General features: G+C 47.4%; 18 protein-coding genes. 1 reads left to right on the forward strand and 17 read right to left on the reverse strand.

Annotated features, from left to right (window positions below; translation table 11 throughout):
• Nucleotides 1-9: 9 nt before the first annotated feature.
• The 16 genes from dnaD to BAMF_RS31400 form a co-directional block, all read right to left on the reverse strand.
• Complete coding sequence (gene dnaD, locus BAMF_RS31330; protein WP_013352649.1) at nt 10-708, reverse strand: DNA replication protein DnaD; 699 nt, start codon at nt 706-708, stop codon at nt 10-12.
• Nucleotides 709-802: 94 nt separating this feature from the next.
• Complete coding sequence (gene asnS / locus BAMF_RS31335) at nt 803-2,095, reverse strand: asparagine--tRNA ligase (RefSeq protein WP_013352650.1); 1,293 nt, start codon at nt 2,093-2,095, stop codon at nt 803-805.
• Nucleotides 2,096-2,229: 134 nt separating this feature from the next.
• A complete protein-coding gene (locus tag BAMF_RS31340; RefSeq protein WP_014470056.1) occupies nt 2,230-3,411 on the reverse strand; it encodes a pyridoxal phosphate-dependent aminotransferase in 1,182 nt (393 codons plus the stop codon).
• A 22-nt stretch (nt 3,412-3,433) separates the two neighbouring features.
• A complete protein-coding gene (tseB, locus tag BAMF_RS31345) occupies nt 3,434-3,919 on the reverse strand; it encodes a cell wall elongation/penicillin-binding protein regulator TseB (protein ID WP_013352652.1) in 486 nt (161 codons plus the stop codon).
• 10 nt (nt 3,920-3,929) lie between these two features.
• On the reverse strand, nt 3,930-4,100 hold the full coding sequence (locus tag BAMF_RS40810; RefSeq protein ID WP_003153512.1) for a YpmA family protein: 171 nt from the start codon (nt 4,098-4,100) through the stop codon (nt 3,930-3,932).
• Nucleotides 4,101-4,247: 147 nt separating this feature from the next.
• The gene (gene dinG, locus BAMF_RS31350; RefSeq protein ID WP_013352653.1) at nt 4,248-7,034 is read right to left on the reverse strand and encodes an ATP-dependent DNA helicase DinG; all 2,787 of its coding nucleotides are present in this window, start codon (nt 7,032-7,034) and stop codon (nt 4,248-4,250) included.
• 121 nt (nt 7,035-7,155) lie between these two features.
• On the reverse strand, nt 7,156-7,539 hold the full coding sequence (gene panD / locus BAMF_RS31355; protein ID WP_013352654.1) for an aspartate 1-decarboxylase: 384 nt from the start codon (nt 7,537-7,539) through the stop codon (nt 7,156-7,158).
• A 1-nt stretch (nt 7,540) separates the two neighbouring features.
• Complete coding sequence (gene panC / locus BAMF_RS31360; protein WP_013352655.1) at nt 7,541-8,401, reverse strand: pantoate--beta-alanine ligase; 861 nt, start codon at nt 8,399-8,401, stop codon at nt 7,541-7,543.
• 3 nt (nt 8,402-8,404) lie between these two features.
• Entirely contained in the window at nt 8,405-9,238 is an 834-nt protein-coding gene (gene panB, locus BAMF_RS31365; protein WP_013352656.1) for a 3-methyl-2-oxobutanoate hydroxymethyltransferase, read from the reverse strand.
• Nucleotides 9,239-9,482: 244 nt separating this feature from the next.
• The gene (locus BAMF_RS31370; RefSeq protein WP_013352657.1) at nt 9,483-10,460 is read right to left on the reverse strand and encodes a bifunctional biotin--[acetyl-CoA-carboxylase] synthetase/biotin operon repressor; all 978 of its coding nucleotides are present in this window, start codon (nt 10,458-10,460) and stop codon (nt 9,483-9,485) included.
• A complete protein-coding gene (locus tag BAMF_RS31375; RefSeq protein ID WP_013352658.1) occupies nt 10,445-11,635 on the reverse strand; it encodes a CCA tRNA nucleotidyltransferase in 1,191 nt (396 codons plus the stop codon). Before BAMF_RS31375 ends, BAMF_RS31370 begins: the two co-directional genes overlap by 16 nt.
• Nucleotides 11,636-11,639: 4 nt before the next feature.
• Nucleotides 11,640-12,773 carry an N-acetyl-alpha-D-glucosaminyl L-malate synthase BshA gene (gene bshA / locus BAMF_RS31380; protein ID WP_013352659.1) on the reverse strand — a complete coding sequence of 378 codons (1,134 nt, stop codon included), beginning with the start codon at nt 12,771-12,773 and terminating at the stop codon, nt 11,640-11,642.
• Nucleotides 12,770-13,483 carry a bacillithiol biosynthesis deacetylase BshB1 gene (bshB1, locus tag BAMF_RS31385; RefSeq protein ID WP_013352660.1) on the reverse strand — a complete coding sequence of 238 codons (714 nt, stop codon included), beginning with the start codon at nt 13,481-13,483 and terminating at the stop codon, nt 12,770-12,772. Before bshB1 ends, bshA begins: the two co-directional genes overlap by 4 nt.
• On the reverse strand, nt 13,476-13,889 hold the full coding sequence (gene mgsA / locus BAMF_RS31390; protein ID WP_013352661.1) for a methylglyoxal synthase: 414 nt from the start codon (nt 13,887-13,889) through the stop codon (nt 13,476-13,478). Before mgsA ends, bshB1 begins: the two co-directional genes overlap by 8 nt.
• 23 nt (nt 13,890-13,912) lie before the next feature.
• Complete coding sequence (gene dapB / locus BAMF_RS31395; protein WP_013352662.1) at nt 13,913-14,716, reverse strand: 4-hydroxy-tetrahydrodipicolinate reductase; 804 nt, start codon at nt 14,714-14,716, stop codon at nt 13,913-13,915.
• 8 nt (nt 14,717-14,724) lie between these two features.
• Nucleotides 14,725-15,060 (reverse strand): nucleotide pyrophosphohydrolase, encoded by a 336-nt coding sequence (locus BAMF_RS31400; RefSeq protein ID WP_003153495.1) that lies wholly within the window; start codon nt 15,058-15,060, stop codon nt 14,725-14,727.
• Between the two features lie 142 nt (nt 15,061-15,202).
• Between BAMF_RS31400 and BAMF_RS31405 the strand changes: the two genes are divergently transcribed.
• Complete coding sequence (locus tag BAMF_RS31405) at nt 15,203-16,075, forward strand: YitT family protein (protein ID WP_013352663.1); 873 nt, start codon at nt 15,203-15,205, stop codon at nt 16,073-16,075.
• Nucleotides 16,076-16,096: 21 nt separating this feature from the next.
• Here the strand turns inward: BAMF_RS31405 and BAMF_RS31410 are convergent, their stop codons facing one another.
• The gene (locus tag BAMF_RS31410; protein WP_013352664.1) at nt 16,097-17,272 is read right to left on the reverse strand and encodes an oxalate decarboxylase family bicupin; all 1,176 of its coding nucleotides are present in this window, start codon (nt 17,270-17,272) and stop codon (nt 16,097-16,099) included.
• Between the last annotated feature and the right edge of the window lie 7 nt (nt 17,273-17,279).

The raw sequence follows: 17,279 nt of genomic DNA on the forward strand, positions 1-17,279 counted from the left end.
CTTCTCATGTTACTGTTCCAGCCAATTGTAAAAAGGCACCTGCCTCGTATACTCTTTTTGCGGTTCATTTTGTTTCGTTTGAACGCGCCGGAATTTTTGGCTGTGCGCCTTCGCCTGCTCAACCGTTTTGAAGCCGTTCTTTTTCCATTCAAATAAAATCCGGTCAATATAGCGAAAACTGAGCTTTCCTGATAAAACAGCTTCTTTTAACGCATGTTTAATCAAAATCGCATCATGCTGATCCTGGTCCTGCCATATGGCCAGCGTCTCACATTCAAGCGGAGACAGCGGTCTTCCGAATTCTTCTTCAAAGATGGTGTACAGGCTTTTTTGCTCTCTTTCTGACGTTCTTTCCTGCGTTTCGTTTTGTGAATGCTGAATGTAATCATACAGCTTCGCCCATAGCGGCTGCAGAGAATATTTTTCGAACTTTATGCCGTTATGATCTTCACATTCTTCAATGAACAGAAAGCCTTTTTGAATGAACATTCTCAGACAGCTTGTACATTCTTCAGCAGAAATGGACATGCCTGATTGAAGTTCAAACGGCGTCGGAAAATAAGAGCCCTTTTCCAAATGCATTTTAATCTTCAAAAGCAGGATCAATTCGGTTTCATTCAGCCCGAGCTGCCGATAATGTGTCAGCAGCAGGTTAGGGATGCTTGAAATGCCGAGTTCCTGCATATCTATAAATTGCTGTTTTTTCATGCTTACACCTCTTACTGTAAAAGGTTATCTCCGGGAGCTTTCCCCTTTACTTAGAAAAAGTCTCCCTTACAGGAGACTTCGTTTTTTATAACTATTACGGATACAGACGGTTCAGAAGTCTTGGGAACGGAATCGTTTCACGCACGTGAGGCGCTCCGCTAATCCAAGCCACTGTCCGCTCAAGTCCGAGGCCGAAGCCGGAGTGCGGAACAGAACCGTATTGTCTGAGTTCAGCATACCATTTGTACGCATCTGAATCCAGACCGTGCTCTTTTAATCTTTCTTCCAATAAATCCATATCATGAACGCGTTCTGAACCGCCGATGATTTCCCCGTAGCCTTCCGGAGCGATCAAGTCCGCACATAACACGACATCGTCACGATCTTTAGCAGGCTGCATATAAAACGGTTTTAATGACGTCGGATAATGAGTGATAAACACCGGTTTGTCATAGCTTTCCGCGATCGCTGTTTCATGCGGCGCACCGAAGTCATCTCCCCATTCAATATCGTCGAATCCTTTTTCTTTCAGGAATTCGATCGCTTTATCATACGTAATGCGCGGGAACGGCGCTTTGATTTGTTCAAGCTTGGACGTGTCTCTACCTAATGTGTTCAGCTCGATCTTACAATTTTTCAGGACGCTTTGTACGATATAAGCAACATAATTCTCCTGAACTTCAAGGTTTTCTTCAAATTCGACAAATGCCATTTCAGGCTCAATCATCCAGAATTCGATGAGGTGGCGTTTCGTTTTTGATTTTTCCGCTCTGAATGTCGGTCCGAATGAGAATACTTTTCCAAGCGCCATTGCTGCAGCTTCCATATACAGCTGGCCGCTTTGAGACAAGAAGGCGTCTTCATCAAAATATTTCGTCGCGAACAGCTCAGTCGTGCCTTCAGGAGCGCTTCCCGTCAAAATCGGCGGATCAACTTTCACGAAGCCTTCTTTGTTGAAAAATTCGTAAGTCGCACGGATGATTTCGTTGCGGATTTTCATAATCGCATGCTGGCGTTTCGAACGGAGCCATAAATGTCTGTGGTCCATTAAGAATTCCGTGCCGTGCTCTTTAGGTGTAATCGGATAATCAGTCGCTTCGTGAATGACTTCAATGGACGTAACCGCAAGCTCATAGCCAAGCGGTGAACGCTCGTCTTCTTTTACAATCCCTTTTACGTAAAGTGACGTCTCCTGCGTCACTGATTTTGCGATTTGGAAGATGTTTTCTTCAACTTCAGCTTTGACGACAACTCCCTGAATGAAGCCCGTACCGTCTCTCAGCTGTAAAAATGCGATTTTACCGCTTGAGCGTTTATTCGCGACCCAAGCTCCAATCGTTACTTCCTCGCCTGTGTGTTTATACACTTGGTTGATTGTTGTTTTCAAAATCTTTCCCTCCAGAACAAGAAAGACATTCAGGAATCTGCCTGAATCTCTTTTTTCATCACTTTATTATACCCGTTCTACTCTTACGGGGTCAATGCAGATGAAAAGCGGCTTCAAAAGCCGCTTTTTCAGAATCAGCTGTGTTTTTCCGTAAAGCGGCGGATTCTCTCGACCGCTTCTTCTAAAAGATCAAGTGACGTTGCGTAAGATAAGCGGACGTTGTCTGGTGAACCGAAGCCCGAGCCCGGCACGATGGCGACCTTTTCTTCTTCCAGAAGCGCCTTCACGTATTCATCGACATCTTTAAATCCGCAGTTTTCTGCTGCCGCTTTGGCGTTAGGGAACAAGTAAAACGCCCCTTCAGGCTTGACACAGGTAAATCCGGGAATTTCACTGAGCTGAGCGTAAATCGTATTCAGTCTGTGCTCAAATGCCTGCCTCATCTCTTCCAGCGGCTCAGCCGGCCCGTTGTATGCCGCAATGGCGCCGTATTGAGCGATGGACGTCGGATTTGATGTGCTGTGGCTCGCAAGGCTCGTCATCGCTTTGATAATCGGCTCGGAACCGGCCGCATAACCGATTCTCCAGCCCGTCATGCTGTGGGATTTCGACACGCCGTTAATGATGATCGTCTGCTCTTTCAATTTATCTGAAAGCTGTGCGATTGAGACGTGTTTTTTTCCTCCGTATGTAAGCTTCTCATAAATCTCGTCAGAAACGATCAGAATGTCATGCTCCAGGCACACTTTTCCGAGTTCTGCAAGCTCTTCTTTCGTATACATGACACCTGTCGGGTTGCTCGGTGAGTTGATAATGATTGCTTTGGTTTTCTCCGTGACCGCCTGCTTCAGCTGCTCCGGTGAAATTTTAAACTGATTGGACTCCAATCCTTCGATATAGACGGGACGCCCTCCCGCCAATTTCACCTGCTCTGGATAGCTTACCCAGTAAGGAGTCGGTATAATCACTTCATCCCCTTCATCGAGAATGACCTGAAATAACGTATACAGGGCGTGTTTCGCTCCGGTGCAGACAATGATTTCAGACGGTTGATATTCAATTCCCTGATCATTTTTGAATTTTTCAGCGATACTGTCTTTCAGCGCCGGCAGACCGCCAGAAGGCGTATATTTCGTATGTCCTTCATTCATGGAACGCACCGCGGCATCTATAATGTGCTGAGGCGTATTAAAATCCGGTTCTCCTGCTCCCAGGCCGATGACATCATGGCCTTCTGCTTTCAGCTGTTTCGCTTTTGCGGTAATTGCAAGTGTTGCAGACGGTGTTAATGCGGATACTCTTTTTGCCAATTTCAACTTGAACTCCCCCTAATACGTCTCACGGTGTGATGTTTTTGAGAATCTTGCCGCTTGTAAAGTCCACATAGCTAAAACTATATTGCCCGTTTTTGTTGATGTAGGTCACTTCCCACAGCAGGACATCATTTTCTCTCGCCAGGTGGACGTCATTCAGCTTGGAAACAAGCCCTGCGTCCTGAACGATCTTGGCAGCCTTGCCGCTTGAAATGCCGTCACTGGCTTTTTTCGAGAGAATTTTTGCTTTTTTGTCGGCCGGAACCCATACATACATGTCTTTTCCTTGTTTATCCGTTCCGGAAACAACGTAATACTTCTGTTTACCGACAAAGGTTTCCACTTTCTCAGCATCTGTCAGATTCGTTTTTTCTTTAGCGGCAGCGGCAGCTGTTTCGTGGCCTTCTTCTTTTTGAGCCATTGCAGATTTAAAAATGCTGGCCGAAAATAAAAGAACTGCTAAAAAAATAATACCAAATACGGCTGTAAATATTAATGCTTTTTTTCTCATCTTTTTTCACCTATGTGCGATAAATGGTGAAGACCGCTTCATTTTGATTTTCTTCGTCAAGCGCAAGTCCGAACATCAGATTGTCCCTTTTCAAAGTCCGGTTTAATGTATCGACGATTTTATATAAATCATCCGAATGCTCCACATTAATCGTAGAAAGAATCTCAATTTTGCTTTCCATTTTTATACCCTCCATCGGTCGAACAAATTTTGTTAGTCATAACGGGATACACGCGCGGCATAATAAAATCACAAGGCGGCATGAACCCGCTTTTACTATATAAACAATTCCTCATCCCACACCACGAAAGCCGCGTTTATGCGGCTTTTATTCCGTTTGGCTGACGTAATCTGCGAGTTCGTCATCCGTCAGTTCCAAAAGGGATGACGTCGGGAGCGCTTCAAGAAACAGCCGTCCGTACCCAGCCGTCTTGACACGCTGATCTAACAGAACGATCGTTCCTTTGTCTCCCGCCGTACGGAGCAGGCGCCCGATTCCCTGTCTGAACGTTAATACGGCCTCAGGCAGAGAAATGGTCTGAAACGGGTTTTTCCCCTGCTTCTTAGCGTATTCGCATTTTGCGGCATGAAGCGGGTTATCAGGCGCCCGGAAAGGAAGCCTTGCGATCATGACGGTTGACAATTCATCTCCCGGAAAATCAACGCCTTCCCAGAAATGATTCGTCCCGAGCAAAATCGCCCGGCTGGCCGTTTTAAAGGTTTTCATTAATTTACCGGGACTCCCGCCCGAGATGCCTTGGCCAAGAAGCTGAATGCCTGAGATCTCCATACTGAGTTTCAATTCCTGATACACTTTTTTCAGCATATCATGAGATGTAAACAGGATAAGGATCTTCGGCTGTTTTCCCTTTGACATGATTTCTGCATACTTAGCAATATGCTCAATGACTTCCCGCTCTCCGTCATATTTGACGGATTTCATTTCTTTCGGAATGATGACGTTCATCTGATCATCATAAGAAAAAGGAGACGGGATGCTTTTGGTGCGCGGATAAAAGTCCGAAAGTCCCAGCCTTTCAATCATAAATTGAAAAGACTGCTCCACCATTAAGGTCGCTGATGTGAGCACAACGCTTTTTTTGCGGGCGAAAAACTGGTCCGCCAGCATTTCACCGGGCTCCAGGGGCTGTGCATAGATGCTGACGGCGTTTTTTGCGCCTTTCGCATCAATTTCAACCCAAACGGCCTCTTTCTCATCATTTTCAAACAGCAGCCGGCTGAACGTATCACGGTATTCTCTCAGCCCTCTGATACACTTTACATATTCGGCCGCTAAAAAAGCCGCTCCGCTTTTCATCTCATCAAGCTTTTGATGTAACATTTTCTCCTGTACGGAAAACAAGTCGAGCAGCTGATCAAGCATCGCACAAAGCCGCTCCGCTCCGTCCGTTATCATGAAAAGCCCTTTATCCTGGCTTTTATGATTCAGACTATAGACGAGACGGTTCAGATCGTCTTTAGGTTTTCTTCGTTTGACAAAAGAATGCACTGAACTGAAAAATGCGTCGCTTTCAGATTGAATATGCTTCATCCACTCATCGGCGTCAAAAAAACTTTCCGCCGGCAAATCATACGTATAAAACAGTTTTGTCATCCGCTTTAACAGCCCGTGTTCCTTCAACGTTCCGATTCGGCTGAGCTTTGTGTGCAACCCGATGTATGAAGCTCTGCGTCCTAAATGCTCGCTGGCGGCGCGTTCGAAATGATGCGCTTCATCAATGATGACCGTTCCGCTTGCAGGCAGTTTTTTTGTTTCACTGCTTTGATCTGAAAACAGCAAAGCATGGTTTGTGATAATCAGATCTGCGGCCTGCGCTTTTTCTTTAGCCCGTTCATAAAATCCGGCGGCCGATTCCTTCCCTTTTTTCAAAAAAGAATCCTCATCATAAGACATGCGCTCCCACAGCAATCTCCCGCCCGAAGGAAGATTCAGCTCAGCTGAGTCGCCCGTTTCAGTCTCCGTCAGCCAGATGAGAAGCTGCGCCTTCGTCAGAACCGCATCATAGTTGTCATCTTCCTCATGCAGAATATGTTCAAACTTGCGCAAGCACAGATAATGCGATTTTCCTTTTAAAATAGCGGCCTGAACCGGCCAAGGAAACATACACTCCAAAAGCGGAAGATCTTTAGACATGATCTGCTGCTGCAAAAGAGTAGAGTACGTGCTGATAATGACGGGAGTTTGTTCCGCTTTGGCAAATAAAACAGCCGGAACGAGATAACCGATCGTTTTTCCGATGCCGGGCGCCGCTTCAATAAGCGCATGCTCCCGATTGCGGAAGGCACCAAGGACTTCATCCATCATCGAAAGCTGCCCTTCCCGCCTTTCATAGCGGGGGATGATGTCAGATAAGAGCCGTTCTTTTTCTTCGTTCCATTTTTCAAGGTCAATGGCAGCGCTCACCGGCCGGGATGCCGGGATTTGTTCGGGCTCTTTAATTGAAAAAGAGGCATATGGAATGCAGCTCTCTTCTGCCGCCGGCCTGTTTTCATGAATAAAAGAATCCAAAAGCAGCGTCAAATCGCTGATAAAATGCTGTGAAAGCCTTCTAAGCTGCTTTAACGTCGGCAAAGGCAGATGTTTCAGTTTATGTAAAATGTCTAAAAAGATCAGTCCCGTAACCTCCGCATCACTGTCTGCGCGGTGAGGCCGGTCATGAACAATATTCAGCTCCGCGCACAATTCACCGAGCTTATACCCTTCAAATCCCGGGAAAACAATACGCGAGAGCTCAACCGTATCAAGCACTTCGCAATCCGTCAGCTCATAACCCGCTTCGCTCAGTTCATGCCGGACAAATCCGAGGTCAAAATGAATATTGTGCGCAACAAAATACGCGCCGTCAAGCAGATGAAAAATCTCTTCTGCGACCGCTTCAAACGGCAGTTCATTTTCAACCATACCGGTTGAAATTCCGGTCAGCTGTTCAATAAACGGCGGGATGTCCTGATTCGGATTGATATATTTTGAAAACCGCTCAGTTATTTGTCCATTTTCAATGACAACCGCTGCGATTTGAATGATTTTATCGCCCTTTTTCGGCGAATTTCCTGTTGTTTCGACATCTATGACAACGAACCGTTGCTTGTTCATTAAAATGGACACCTCAATTCTTGCATACGAGAAAAGTGTAACACGTTTTGTTCAGAAATGGAGCGGAAAAACAGCTTTTGCCCCTAAATCTTAAAAGAAAACCCCCATGAAGGGGGCTCTTTTACAAAATCGTGTGCGCCGGCTCCTGGCCCAGCATCTGCTCGATTTTATTCTGATCATCAAGCACCGCCACCTTCGGCTGATGGGTTTTTGCTTCCTGATCAGACATCATTTGATAAGAAATAATAATAACTTTATCTCCCTCTTGGACGAGACGGGCGGCGGCTCCGTTTAAACAGATGACGCCGCTCCCCCGTTTACCGGGAATAATATACGTTTCAAGTCTCGCTCCGTTGTTATTATTTACAATTTGAACTTTTTCATTAACGAGCATTCCGACGGCATCCAAAAGATCTTCGTCAATCGTAATGCTGCCGACATAGTTTAAATTGGCTTCCGTCACGGTAGCGCGGTGCAGTTTTCCGGCCATCATAGTACGGTACATATTATGATCTCTCCCATTCATCAATATCAATAATGATATTATCAATCAGTCTTGCTTTAGAAAATTGAACGGCGCAGGCCAGAATGATCTTCCCGTTTAACGTTTCAAGCGGAGTCAGCTCCGGATAAGCGTACAATTCGGCATAATCAATGACGCCGCTTGTGTTTTCGATGATGCCGGTGACGGCTTTTATGACGTTTTCCGGGTTTCTTTCACCGTCTCTGATCAGCTCGGCGCCTTGTTGCAGCGCTTTATAGATCATCGGCGCTTCTTTTCGTTCCTGCTCAGTCAGATAGACGTTGCGAGAGCTTTTAGCAAGCCCGTCTTCTTCTCTGACCGTGTCCACCGCAACCAATTCGATATCCATAAAGAAATCCTCAATCAATCCGTCCACAACTGCTGCCTGCTGGGCATCTTTCAGGCCGAAGTAGGCGCGGGTCGGTTTAACGAGATTGAAAAACTTCGTCAAAACAGTAGCCACTCCGTCAAAATGGCCGATGCGGGAGGCGCCGCATAACACGTCAGTTCTTCTTTTTACATGCACGGCAACATTTTGCTCACCCTTATACATGTCACTGGCAGACGGCGTAAACAATACATCTGCCCCCGCCTGTTCCGCAAGCCGGGCATCGCGGTTTAAATCACGCGGATATGCTTCAAAATCCTCGCCCGGTCCGAATTGAGTCGGATTGACAAAGATGCTCATCACGACAATATCGTTTTCTTTGGTCGCTTTTTCAACCAGCGTCAGATGCCCTTCATGAAGAAAACCCATCGTCGGTACGAATCCGATCGTCCGGCCTTCTGAGCGGTATTGTGCAATCAGTTCTTTCAGCTGTTGAATTTCTGTCACTTGTTTCATCGCTTACTTTCCTCCGTACAAGCCTTGCAGCACAGTTTGATTCAGCTGAAAGGAGTGCTTTTCTTCCGGGAAAACCCGTTCTTTCACGTCACGGACGTAACCGCTGAGCGCGGACTCAATCGTCCCGTCGATTTTGGCGTATTGCTTCACGAACTTCGGTGTTCTGTCCACGCCGTGGCCGACGACGTCATGATAAACAAGGACTTGGCCGTCCGCTTTTGAACCGGCTCCGATTCCGATAACGGGAATGGATACTTCTTCTTTTATTTTAGCTGTCAGTTCAGCAGGCACACATTCAAGGACCAGCATCATCGCTCCAGCCTGTTCGCATTTGATGCTGTCTTCAATGAGCTTTTTCGCGCTTTGCTCATCTTTTCCCTGTACCTTATATCCGCCTAATACTCCGACAGACTGCGGTGTAAGCCCTAAATGGCTGACAACAGGAATGCCGCCGAGAGTCAGCGCGCGGATGGATTCAAAAACGCCGTCTCCGCCTTCAAGCTTTAACGCGTCAGCGCCGCTTTCCTGAATAATGGCCGCGGCGTTTTTCAATGTATCCTCTTTTGAAAGGTGGTAAGACATAAACGGCATATCAGTTACGATAAACGTATTTTTCGCACCGCGTTTGACCGCTTTTGTATGATGAATCATGTCACTGACCGTTACACCGACGGTTGAATCGAGCCCGAGCACGACCATTCCGAGCGAATCCCCGACCAAAATCATGTCGACTCCAGCCTGTTCCGCGAGCTTGGCCTGCGGATAATCGTAAGCGGTCAGCATCACGATCGGCTCTTCGTTTTCCTTCATTTTCATAAAATCCAGTTTTGTTTTCATTCTGATTCTCCTCCTCTAAACGGTGAGGAGATGAGCCGCCAATTCTTTGCAAGCAAAAAAGCCTTCTGTAAAATAAGAAGGATTCCCACTTGTTTAACGTTCGGCGAATGTCATCCCTCTGTCCCAGTCCTTTTTTGGATCAAGGCAGACTTTTCGTAGTCTCTGTTCTGCTGATCAGGTGCAGTTCATTATGATACTGCCCATAGGAAGTATACCAAATTCGCGAGACTTGTACCAACTAAGATTAATTGAGCTCAATATCAGCAGAATATATTTTCTTTATGCCGTCTTTCGTTTCCAAGAGAAGAACTCCTTCATCATCAATGCCGAGCGATTTTCCGTAAAACGTCCCTTGCAGCGTTCTCGCTCTGAGCTCGTTCCCCAGTCCGACTGCGTAACTTTCCCATAACAGCTTGATCGGTGTAAAGCCGTGCTTTAAATAATCCTGATAGCGTTTTTCAAAAGTCAGCAGAATCTCTTGTATCAGACCCGCTCTGTCAATTTTTCCGCCGGCCTCCAGGCTGAGACTTGTCGCAATTTCCTGAAGCTCGCCGGGAAAATCGGTTTCCTGCTGGTTCACATTGATACCGATCCCGAGAATAACCGAACGGACACGGTCTTCTTCCGCTTGAAGCTCAGTTAAAATCCCGACGGCCTTTTTACCGTGAATCATTAAGTCATTCGGCCATTTAATGGCGGGCTGTACACCGGTAAAGGCCTCAATAGCCTGTACGACCGCAACGGCAGATAACAGGGTAAGCTGCGGCGTTTTTTGCAACGGAACGTCCGGTCTCAGAATGAGGCTCATCCATATCCCGTTTCCTTCCTGTGAATGCCACACTCTGGACATTCTTCCTCTGCCTGCCGTTTGTTTATCGGCGACTACGAGCGTCCCTTCCGGCGCACCGTCATTGGCAAGTTCATGGGCCGTTTTTTGGGTGGACGGCAGGACGTCCCGGTAATACAGCTGTTTGCCCAAAACCTCTGTTTTCAGCCCGAAACGGATTTCGGATTCACTGAGTTTTCCCGGCTTTTTGATGAGCCTGTACCCTTTCCGCCTGACCGCCTCAACCTCATAGCCCTCTTTGCGGAGCTCTTCTATATGTTTCCAAACGGCAGTTCTCGAACAGCCGAGCGCGTCACTTATTTTCTGCCCGGAGATAAAGCCGTCGCCCGCCTCAGAAAATAAATCAATTAATTGGGTTCTTAATGTTGATCCCATGATGCGAGCCACTCCTTTATGTCATGTTTTCGGTTGGGGAGCTTTCCTGCTAATACCGCTTCTTCAATCCGGCTCAGTTCTTCGGCCACCCATTTACCCGCGCGGCGGTTTCTGAACTCCATCAGATCAGCGCCTGAAATGTCGAGGTCACGGAGACTTTTGATCGGCAGCTGCTCATAGAGGCTCTGAACCTCTTTCAGCTTTTGTTCATCAATCGTCTTATGCTTTTTCAGCATTCCGATTTTAACAGCTGAAAACAGCGCCTCTCCCGCCCGGTACATCGCTTCTGCTTCCAGCTGCGCCGGATACACGCTTATGATCCGCACCGCTCCTTTTATGACTTTTCCCGGCAGTTTCCATTGTTTTAAAAACGGCTCGGCGTTTTTCGGACTAAGACCGAGAAATAATAACAGCGCTGCCCAGCGTTCTTCGCGCGCATCCAAGGAAGAAAACGAAAATTCACTTGCTTCGAGCATTTGCTGCTCATAACCGGAAAGACCGGGCAGCTCCTGTATCAGACCCGTCTGCACCATCGTTTGAATCGCTTCATTTGAGGATGTGCCAAGGAGAAGCTTTTCAAACTCGACGGTCTTTCGTTCTACTGATACGTGCGCCAAAAGCTCCCTGTCTTTTATGACGGCCTTTTTTGTTTTTTCCTCTAACACAAAGCCGAGCTGGCTCATAAAACGGACGGCTCTCATCATCCGCAGAGCGTCTTCCCGAAAACGGTCTTCAGGGTTTCCCACCGTACGGATCAGCTTTTTCCCGATATCGTGAGCGCCTCCGAAATAATCAAGCAGCTCTCCTTCGGCAGACATCGCCATCGCATTAATCGTTAAGTCTCTCCGCTTTAAGTCTTCTGATAAAGAAGTAATGAACCGTACAGCTTCAGGGCGCCGATAATCCTTATATTCTGATTCGGCACGGAAGGTGGTAACTTCATAGGTTTCATCTTTCCATAAGACAATTACGGTGCCGTGTTCCTTTCCTACATCGACGGTCCGCTCAAAGAGGCGCTCCACCTCATTCGGCGAAGCGCTGGTCGCGATGTCCACATCACCTATTTTTCGTTTCATATAGCTGTCTCTGACGGCTCCCCCGACAAAGTACGCCTGATGGCCAGCCTTCATCAGATGGTGAAGAATGGGGAGGGCTTTGACAAATTCCTGTTCCATAAAATCACTCCGGTCCTGCCAATTCGTCATAAATCCGTTCATATTGACTGACGATTCTTTGCGAAGAAAAGGCGGTCTCCACCATTTTGAGCGCATGGTCAGTCAAACGTTTGCTGAGCTGTTTGTCTTCTAAAATCGCAAGCGCTTTTTCAGAAGCCGCCTGAATATCGCCGACTTCCACCAGAAAACCGCTTACTTGATCTTTAATCACTTCCGGTATCCCGCCGATATTAGATCCGATGCACGGCACGCCGCAGGCCATCGCCTCAAGGAGAACGAGTCCGAAACTTTCTTTTTCAGACAGAAGAAGCTTAAGGTCGCTGATGGAATACAGCTCTTCCACCCTGTCCTGATTTCCTAGGAGCAGCACTTGATCCTGCAGACCGTATTTCTCGACAAGCTGCCAAGCGACGCACTTTTCCGGTCCATCGCCGACAAGCAGAAGCTTTGCCTTTGTTTTAGCTGCAATATTACGGAAAACACGGATGACATCCTTCACGCGTTTTACCTTCCTGAAGTTTGAAACATGAATGACGACTTTCTCATCCGGCAAAATACCGTGTTTCTCTTTTATACTCTCTGTATTTTTCTTAAGATAAACACGTTCATCAATAAAGTTGTAAATGGTCTCAATTTTTTTATTCGGCTTAATTAAGTCATATGTTTCACCGGCAAGCGCGGTTGATACCGCCGTCACTCTATCGGACGATTCGATGGCAAAACGGATTAAATCTTTTAGTGACGGATCATATCCTAAAACGGTGATGTCCGTACCGTGAAGCGTCGTAACGATCCCGATGTCGCGCTTGAGCATCTGTTTGGCGAGATAAGCGCATACCGCATGCGGCAGCGCGTAGTGCGCGTGGATGATATCAAGGTTTTCCCTTGCGGCAACCTCGGCGATTTTGCTCGCCAGCGAAAGGTCATACGGCGGATATTTAAATACCGCGTATTGGTTGACCTCCACTTCATGAAAATGAATATTCGGATGATATGTATTTAATCTGAACGGGATGCTTGATGTAATGAAATGAACCTGGTGCCCTTTTTCCGCAAGCAGCTTGCCGAGTTCCGTCGCAATAATACCCGAGCCTCCGACACTCGGGTAGCATGTAATCCCTATTTTTAATGGTCTCATTGTCCGCCCCCAAAAACATCATCATTCAAAACGGGAAGCTGTTTTGAAAAGAAACCTTCGGCGTACCCCGTCCCGGCTTCTTTGCCATACAGTCTTTCCCGCGCTTCCACCATTTCGATATAACCGTTTGTCAGCGGTGTGTTCACTGACTGCGCCGTAGAAATAAACTGGCTTTGATAGGCATTCAGGCTTTCCTTTTTCAGATCGATGGTTTCCGTTATGTCGATTACAAAGTCCGGACGGTGAAATCCATTGATCATATAATAGTATACTTTCTGAGCTTTGTGAGCCGGAAGTTGCTGATGGTCTTTGTATTTATGAATTCCCGCTGAGAACACCGCCTCTTCGACCAATGCCGCAGCATTGCCGTGGTCTGGGTGGCGGTCTTTCGGATAAGGCATGAAAACGGCTTTCGGCCGGCAGGCTCTGATGACACTGACAATCCTGCAAATGGCATCTTCACTTTTCAAAAGCCCGCGGTCGGGAAGCGTAAGCTGGATTCTCTCTTTTACGCCGAGAATTCGGGCCGCCTCCGCCGCTTCTTCTTTTCTTATACTTACCGTCCCGTTAGATGATAATTCAGCCTCGGTCAGGTCGCATATCACCGCGGTTTTTCCTTGTGCCGTAAATTTTGCGATCGTGCCGCCCATACCGATCTCGACATCATCGCTATGAGCGCCGAACGCAAGAATATCAACGTGTTCAGGCATTCGGCTCTCCTCCGCGCACAAGATTGCGGAAATCAAACGCCCCGCCGTCCAGCGTACGGACGAGGATTTCCGCTGTTCCCATATTTGTGGCGAGCGGGATCGCGTATACGTCACACAGCCGGATCAGCGCCGAGACATCCGGTTCATGAGGCTGCGCAGTTAACGGGTCGCGCAGAAAAATGACGAGATCCAAGGCATTTGCCGCAATTAATGCGCCGATTTGCTGATCTCCGCCGAGCGGGCCGGATTGAAAACGTTCAATGGACAATCCGGTCGCTTCCTGGATTTTCAAGCCTGTCGTACCCGTCGCGTATAACTCATGATGGCTCAATATATCTTTATATGCGGTCGTAAACTGAACCATATCCTGCTTTTTTTTATCGTGAGCAATTAAAGCGATTTTCATTTGATGTTCTCCCCCTTGCCGATTCAGTCGATAATATTTTCGAGTCCGTATACAAGCTGGTCGATTTTCATCACTTGCTCTACTGACAGCTTCACTCCTGACATAAAGGAAGCCCGGTTATAGGAGTCGTGGCGCAGCTTCAGCGTCTGGCCGTCCATGCCGAACATGACTTCCTGATGGGCGATAAGGCCCGGGAGACGCACACTGTGAAGGCGGATTCCGTTTAATTCGGCACCGCGGGCGCCTGGCAGAATTTCTTTTTCATCTGGATGACCCTGCTGCTTTTCTGAACGGACATTTGAGATCATTTCCGCAGTTTTCAGCGCCGTTCCGCTCGGTGCATCCAGTTTTTGATCATGATGGAGCTCAATGATCTCTACATCTTCAAAATAGTTGGCGGCCATTTGTGAGAATTTCATCATCAGCACCGCGCCTAACGCAAAATTCGGGGCGATGATAGCGCCGATCCCTTTTTCTTCGGTGAGAGCGTGAAGTTCCTGTAAATCCGCTTCAGAAAATCCAGTCGTTCCCACAACAGGGCGAACGCCGTGTTCAAGAGCGGCTTTCGTATGTTTTTTGCCGATTTCAGGCGTTGTCAAATCGATCAGCACATCCGGTTTTGTTTCCTGGAAACATGCGCGGATATCCGTATAGATAAGAGCGTCTGAATCAGCTGACATCACTTCCCGCAATGTTTGCTGATCGTATGTATGGTCAATGGCGCCGACAAGCTCAAAATGAGGCGTGCGGACAGCAAGTTTTACGGCCTCCTGGCCCATTCTGCCTCTCGGTCCGGCAATGACGACTTTAATGGTTTCATTTGACATGGTTTCTCCTACTTTCCTTCTTCTTTTCTCGTCCAGCGGTCTTTATCCCGTGTATTAAATTTATGCATCACGCGGTTATGAGCTTCCTCCAATGAAATATCAAGGGAGTTGGCGAGGCAGATCAGGACGAACAGCACGTCGCCCATTTCCTCTTCCATGCTTTTCTCATTTTCCGTCGTTTTCTTCGGCTTTTCCCCATAGTAATGGTTGACTTCTCTTGCGAGTTCGCCCAGTTCTTCGGTGAGACGGGCCATCATGGCAAGCGGGCTGAAATAGCCTTCTTTGAATTGGCCGATATATTCATCGACCTCAGCTTGTAAGTCTTTCATCGTTTTGTCACTCACTGTGCGAATACCTCCTGTCATCTCTTCCATGTTAGCTAATTCAAGTACATTTGACAAATGTTAAAAACGGCAGTTTGCTGTTTTCTTTTGTATCCACTATAATATTTACGCAATCTAATGGAAGGAAAAGGGGTTTGATGCAATGCTTGGAGAAATCAGAATCAAAAATATTTGCTTTATTTTAATCGGCGCCGCTGTTTTTTCATTCGGACTGGTTCACTTTAATATGCAGAACAATTTGGCGGAAGGCGGATTTACCGGCATTACGCTGCTCTTATATGCGTTATTCCACATCAGCCCTTCTATTTCCAACCTGGTATTAAACATTCCTATCTTTTTCATCGGCTGGCGCATGCTCGGCCGGACGATGTTTGTCTATACCCTGATCGGCACCGTCTCTCTTTCCGTTTTTCTGAGTATTTTTCAGCGTTACGAAATTCATATGCCGCTGTCGCATGATTTAGCTCTGGCGGCCTTGTTCGCGGGTGTATTTATCGGCGCGGGTCTCGGCATTATTTTTAAATACGGAGGCACGACGGGCGGAGTCGATATCATCGCCAGGCTGATCAATAAATTTTTCGGCATCCCGATGGGCCGGACGATGTTTGCCTTTGATGCCTGCGTCATTCTGCTTTCTTTGTTTACGTATCTTTCTTACAAGGAAGCGATGTACACGCTTGTAGCCGTTTTTGTCGCTGCGAGATTGATTGATTTTATACAGGAAGGCGGTTATGCGGCAAAAGGCGCAACGATTATTTCTTCGAAGAACGATTTGATCCAGCAAAAGATCATTGAAGAGATGGAGCGCGGCGTCACCGTTTTAAAAGGACAAGGATCATATACAAAGGAAGACAGAGACGTTCTTTACTGCGTCGTTCCGAAAAACGAAATTGTGCTTTTGAAAAGCGTCATTACTTCTGTTGACCCGCATGCTTTTGTTGCTGTAAGCGATGTCCATGATGTGCTCGGCGAAGGATTTACGCTTGATGAAAATAAAAATCCGATCAGACGATAATAAAAAGGCGGCTCTTGCCGCCTACTCCTCGTGTTTCCATTTGACAACCGGTGATTTTTTCTTTCTCAACCGGCGGGCGAATGCCGGGCTGACATTGAGCGTCTGCTCGACAAAGCGCTGCGGCGTCAGCGCCAGCCATTGGTTTAAGGAGATGTCCTCGAAACGGTCGCTTTTGAAAATTTCCAGAAAGCGAAGCACGGTGTCACCGGTATTCTGGACATAATGACCCATCGCAAAAGGAACATATCCTACGTCACCCGCTTGATAGTTAAATGTCCGCGCTCTTCCCTCCGCCGCAAACACCGTCATTTTTGCTTCTCCTGAAAGATAATACTGCCACTCGTCCGTATTCGGATGCCAATGCAATTCCCTCATGCCTCCGGGCTCGACTTCCACAAGAGCGGCGGCAATCGTTTTTGACACCTTAAACGTTTTTGAATCGACGATCTTTACTTTTCCTCCGCTGGTAACAAGAGGTTCCTGCAGTGAAAGCTTGTAGCTGAACGGTTCCAAAACGGTGCCTTCCGGGGAAGAAACTGCTGCCTGTTCAATAGGGGGAGGCGGTTCCAGCTGGAACATGTAACGCTCTTTTGCAGGGATGTAAGCCAAATCATATCCCGAAACACCGAAATTCGCCTGCAGCACGCTGCGCGGAGTATGAGCAAACCAGTCCGTTACTGAAAAGGTGCTGTTCTCTGAAAAAGAGCCGTCATCAAAGACAAGCAAAAACTCACTGCCCTGCTCCATTCCTTGAATGGAGTGAGGAATGCCCGAAGGAAAGTACCACAGATCGCCCTCACTGACGTTATCAATAAAATTCCGCCCATTTTGGTCGACCGCGGTTAAACGGACTTCTCCGCTTATCACATATCCCCATTCGGCTTCTTTATGCCAATGAAGCTCCCGCACCGCTCCCGGTTTCAGTCTCATGTTCACCGCCGCGATGTTTTTGGACACCGGCAGTTCTCTGACCGTCACCTCTCTTGACCATCCGCCGTCTTCAAGCCTCATATGCGTATCAGAAAAAGAGAATTTTAAGTTTTGAACCGTTCCTGCATCCGTTGAGGGCGGAACGAGCATGTCAGGATTCTGGAAGTCACGAGCGAGGTTTCGCGGTCCTTCATCAGTCGCCCCTTTTCTGCCTCTGATCGGCTGCGGGAGGTGTTTTGAAGCCAATTGCTGGATGAGTTTTTTCACCTTCTTT

The sequence above is a fragment of the Bacillus amyloliquefaciens DSM 7 = ATCC 23350 genome, assembly GCF_000196735.1.
GTDB classification, from domain to species: Bacteria; Bacillota; Bacilli; order Bacillales; family Bacillaceae; genus Bacillus; species Bacillus amyloliquefaciens.

Coding starts and splice junctions, on each gene's coding strand:
- dnaD (WP_013352649.1), bottom strand. CDS start 708: ATGAAAAAACAGCAATTTATAGATATGCAGGAACTCGGCATTTCAAGC.
- tseB (WP_013352652.1), bottom strand. CDS start 3,919: ATGAGAAAAAAAGCATTAATATTTACAGCCGTATTTGGTATTATTTTT.
- BAMF_RS40810 (WP_003153512.1), bottom strand. CDS start 4,100: ATGGAAAGCAAAATTGAGATTCTTTCTACGATTAATGTGGAGCATTCG.
- dinG (WP_013352653.1), bottom strand. CDS start 7,034: ATGAACAAGCAACGGTTCGTTGTCATAGATGTCGAAACAACAGGAAAT.
- panD (WP_013352654.1), bottom strand. CDS start 7,539: ATGTACCGTACTATGATGGCCGGAAAACTGCACCGCGCTACCGTGACG.
- panC (WP_013352655.1), bottom strand. CDS start 8,401: ATGAAACAAGTGACAGAAATTCAACAGCTGAAAGAACTGATTGCACAA.
- panB (WP_013352656.1), bottom strand. CDS start 9,238: ATGAAAACAAAACTGGATTTTATGAAAATGAAGGAAAACGAAGAGCCG.
- BAMF_RS31370 (WP_013352657.1), bottom strand. CDS start 10,460: ATGGGATCAACATTAAGAACCCAATTAATTGATTTATTTTCTGAGGCG.
- BAMF_RS31375 (WP_013352658.1), bottom strand. CDS start 11,635: ATGGAACAGGAATTTGTCAAAGCCCTCCCCATTCTTCACCATCTGATG.
- bshA (WP_013352659.1), bottom strand. CDS start 12,773: ATGAGACCATTAAAAATAGGGATTACATGCTACCCGAGTGTCGGAGGC.
- bshB1 (WP_013352660.1), bottom strand. CDS start 13,483: ATGCCTGAACACGTTGATATTCTTGCGTTCGGCGCTCATAGCGATGAT.
- mgsA (WP_013352661.1), bottom strand. CDS start 13,889: ATGAAAATCGCTTTAATTGCTCACGATAAAAAAAAGCAGGATATGGTT.
- dapB (WP_013352662.1), bottom strand. CDS start 14,716: ATGTCAAATGAAACCATTAAAGTCGTCATTGCCGGACCGAGAGGCAGA.
- BAMF_RS31405 (WP_013352663.1), top strand. CDS start 15,203: ATGCTTGGAGAAATCAGAATCAAAAATATTTGCTTTATTTTAATCGGC.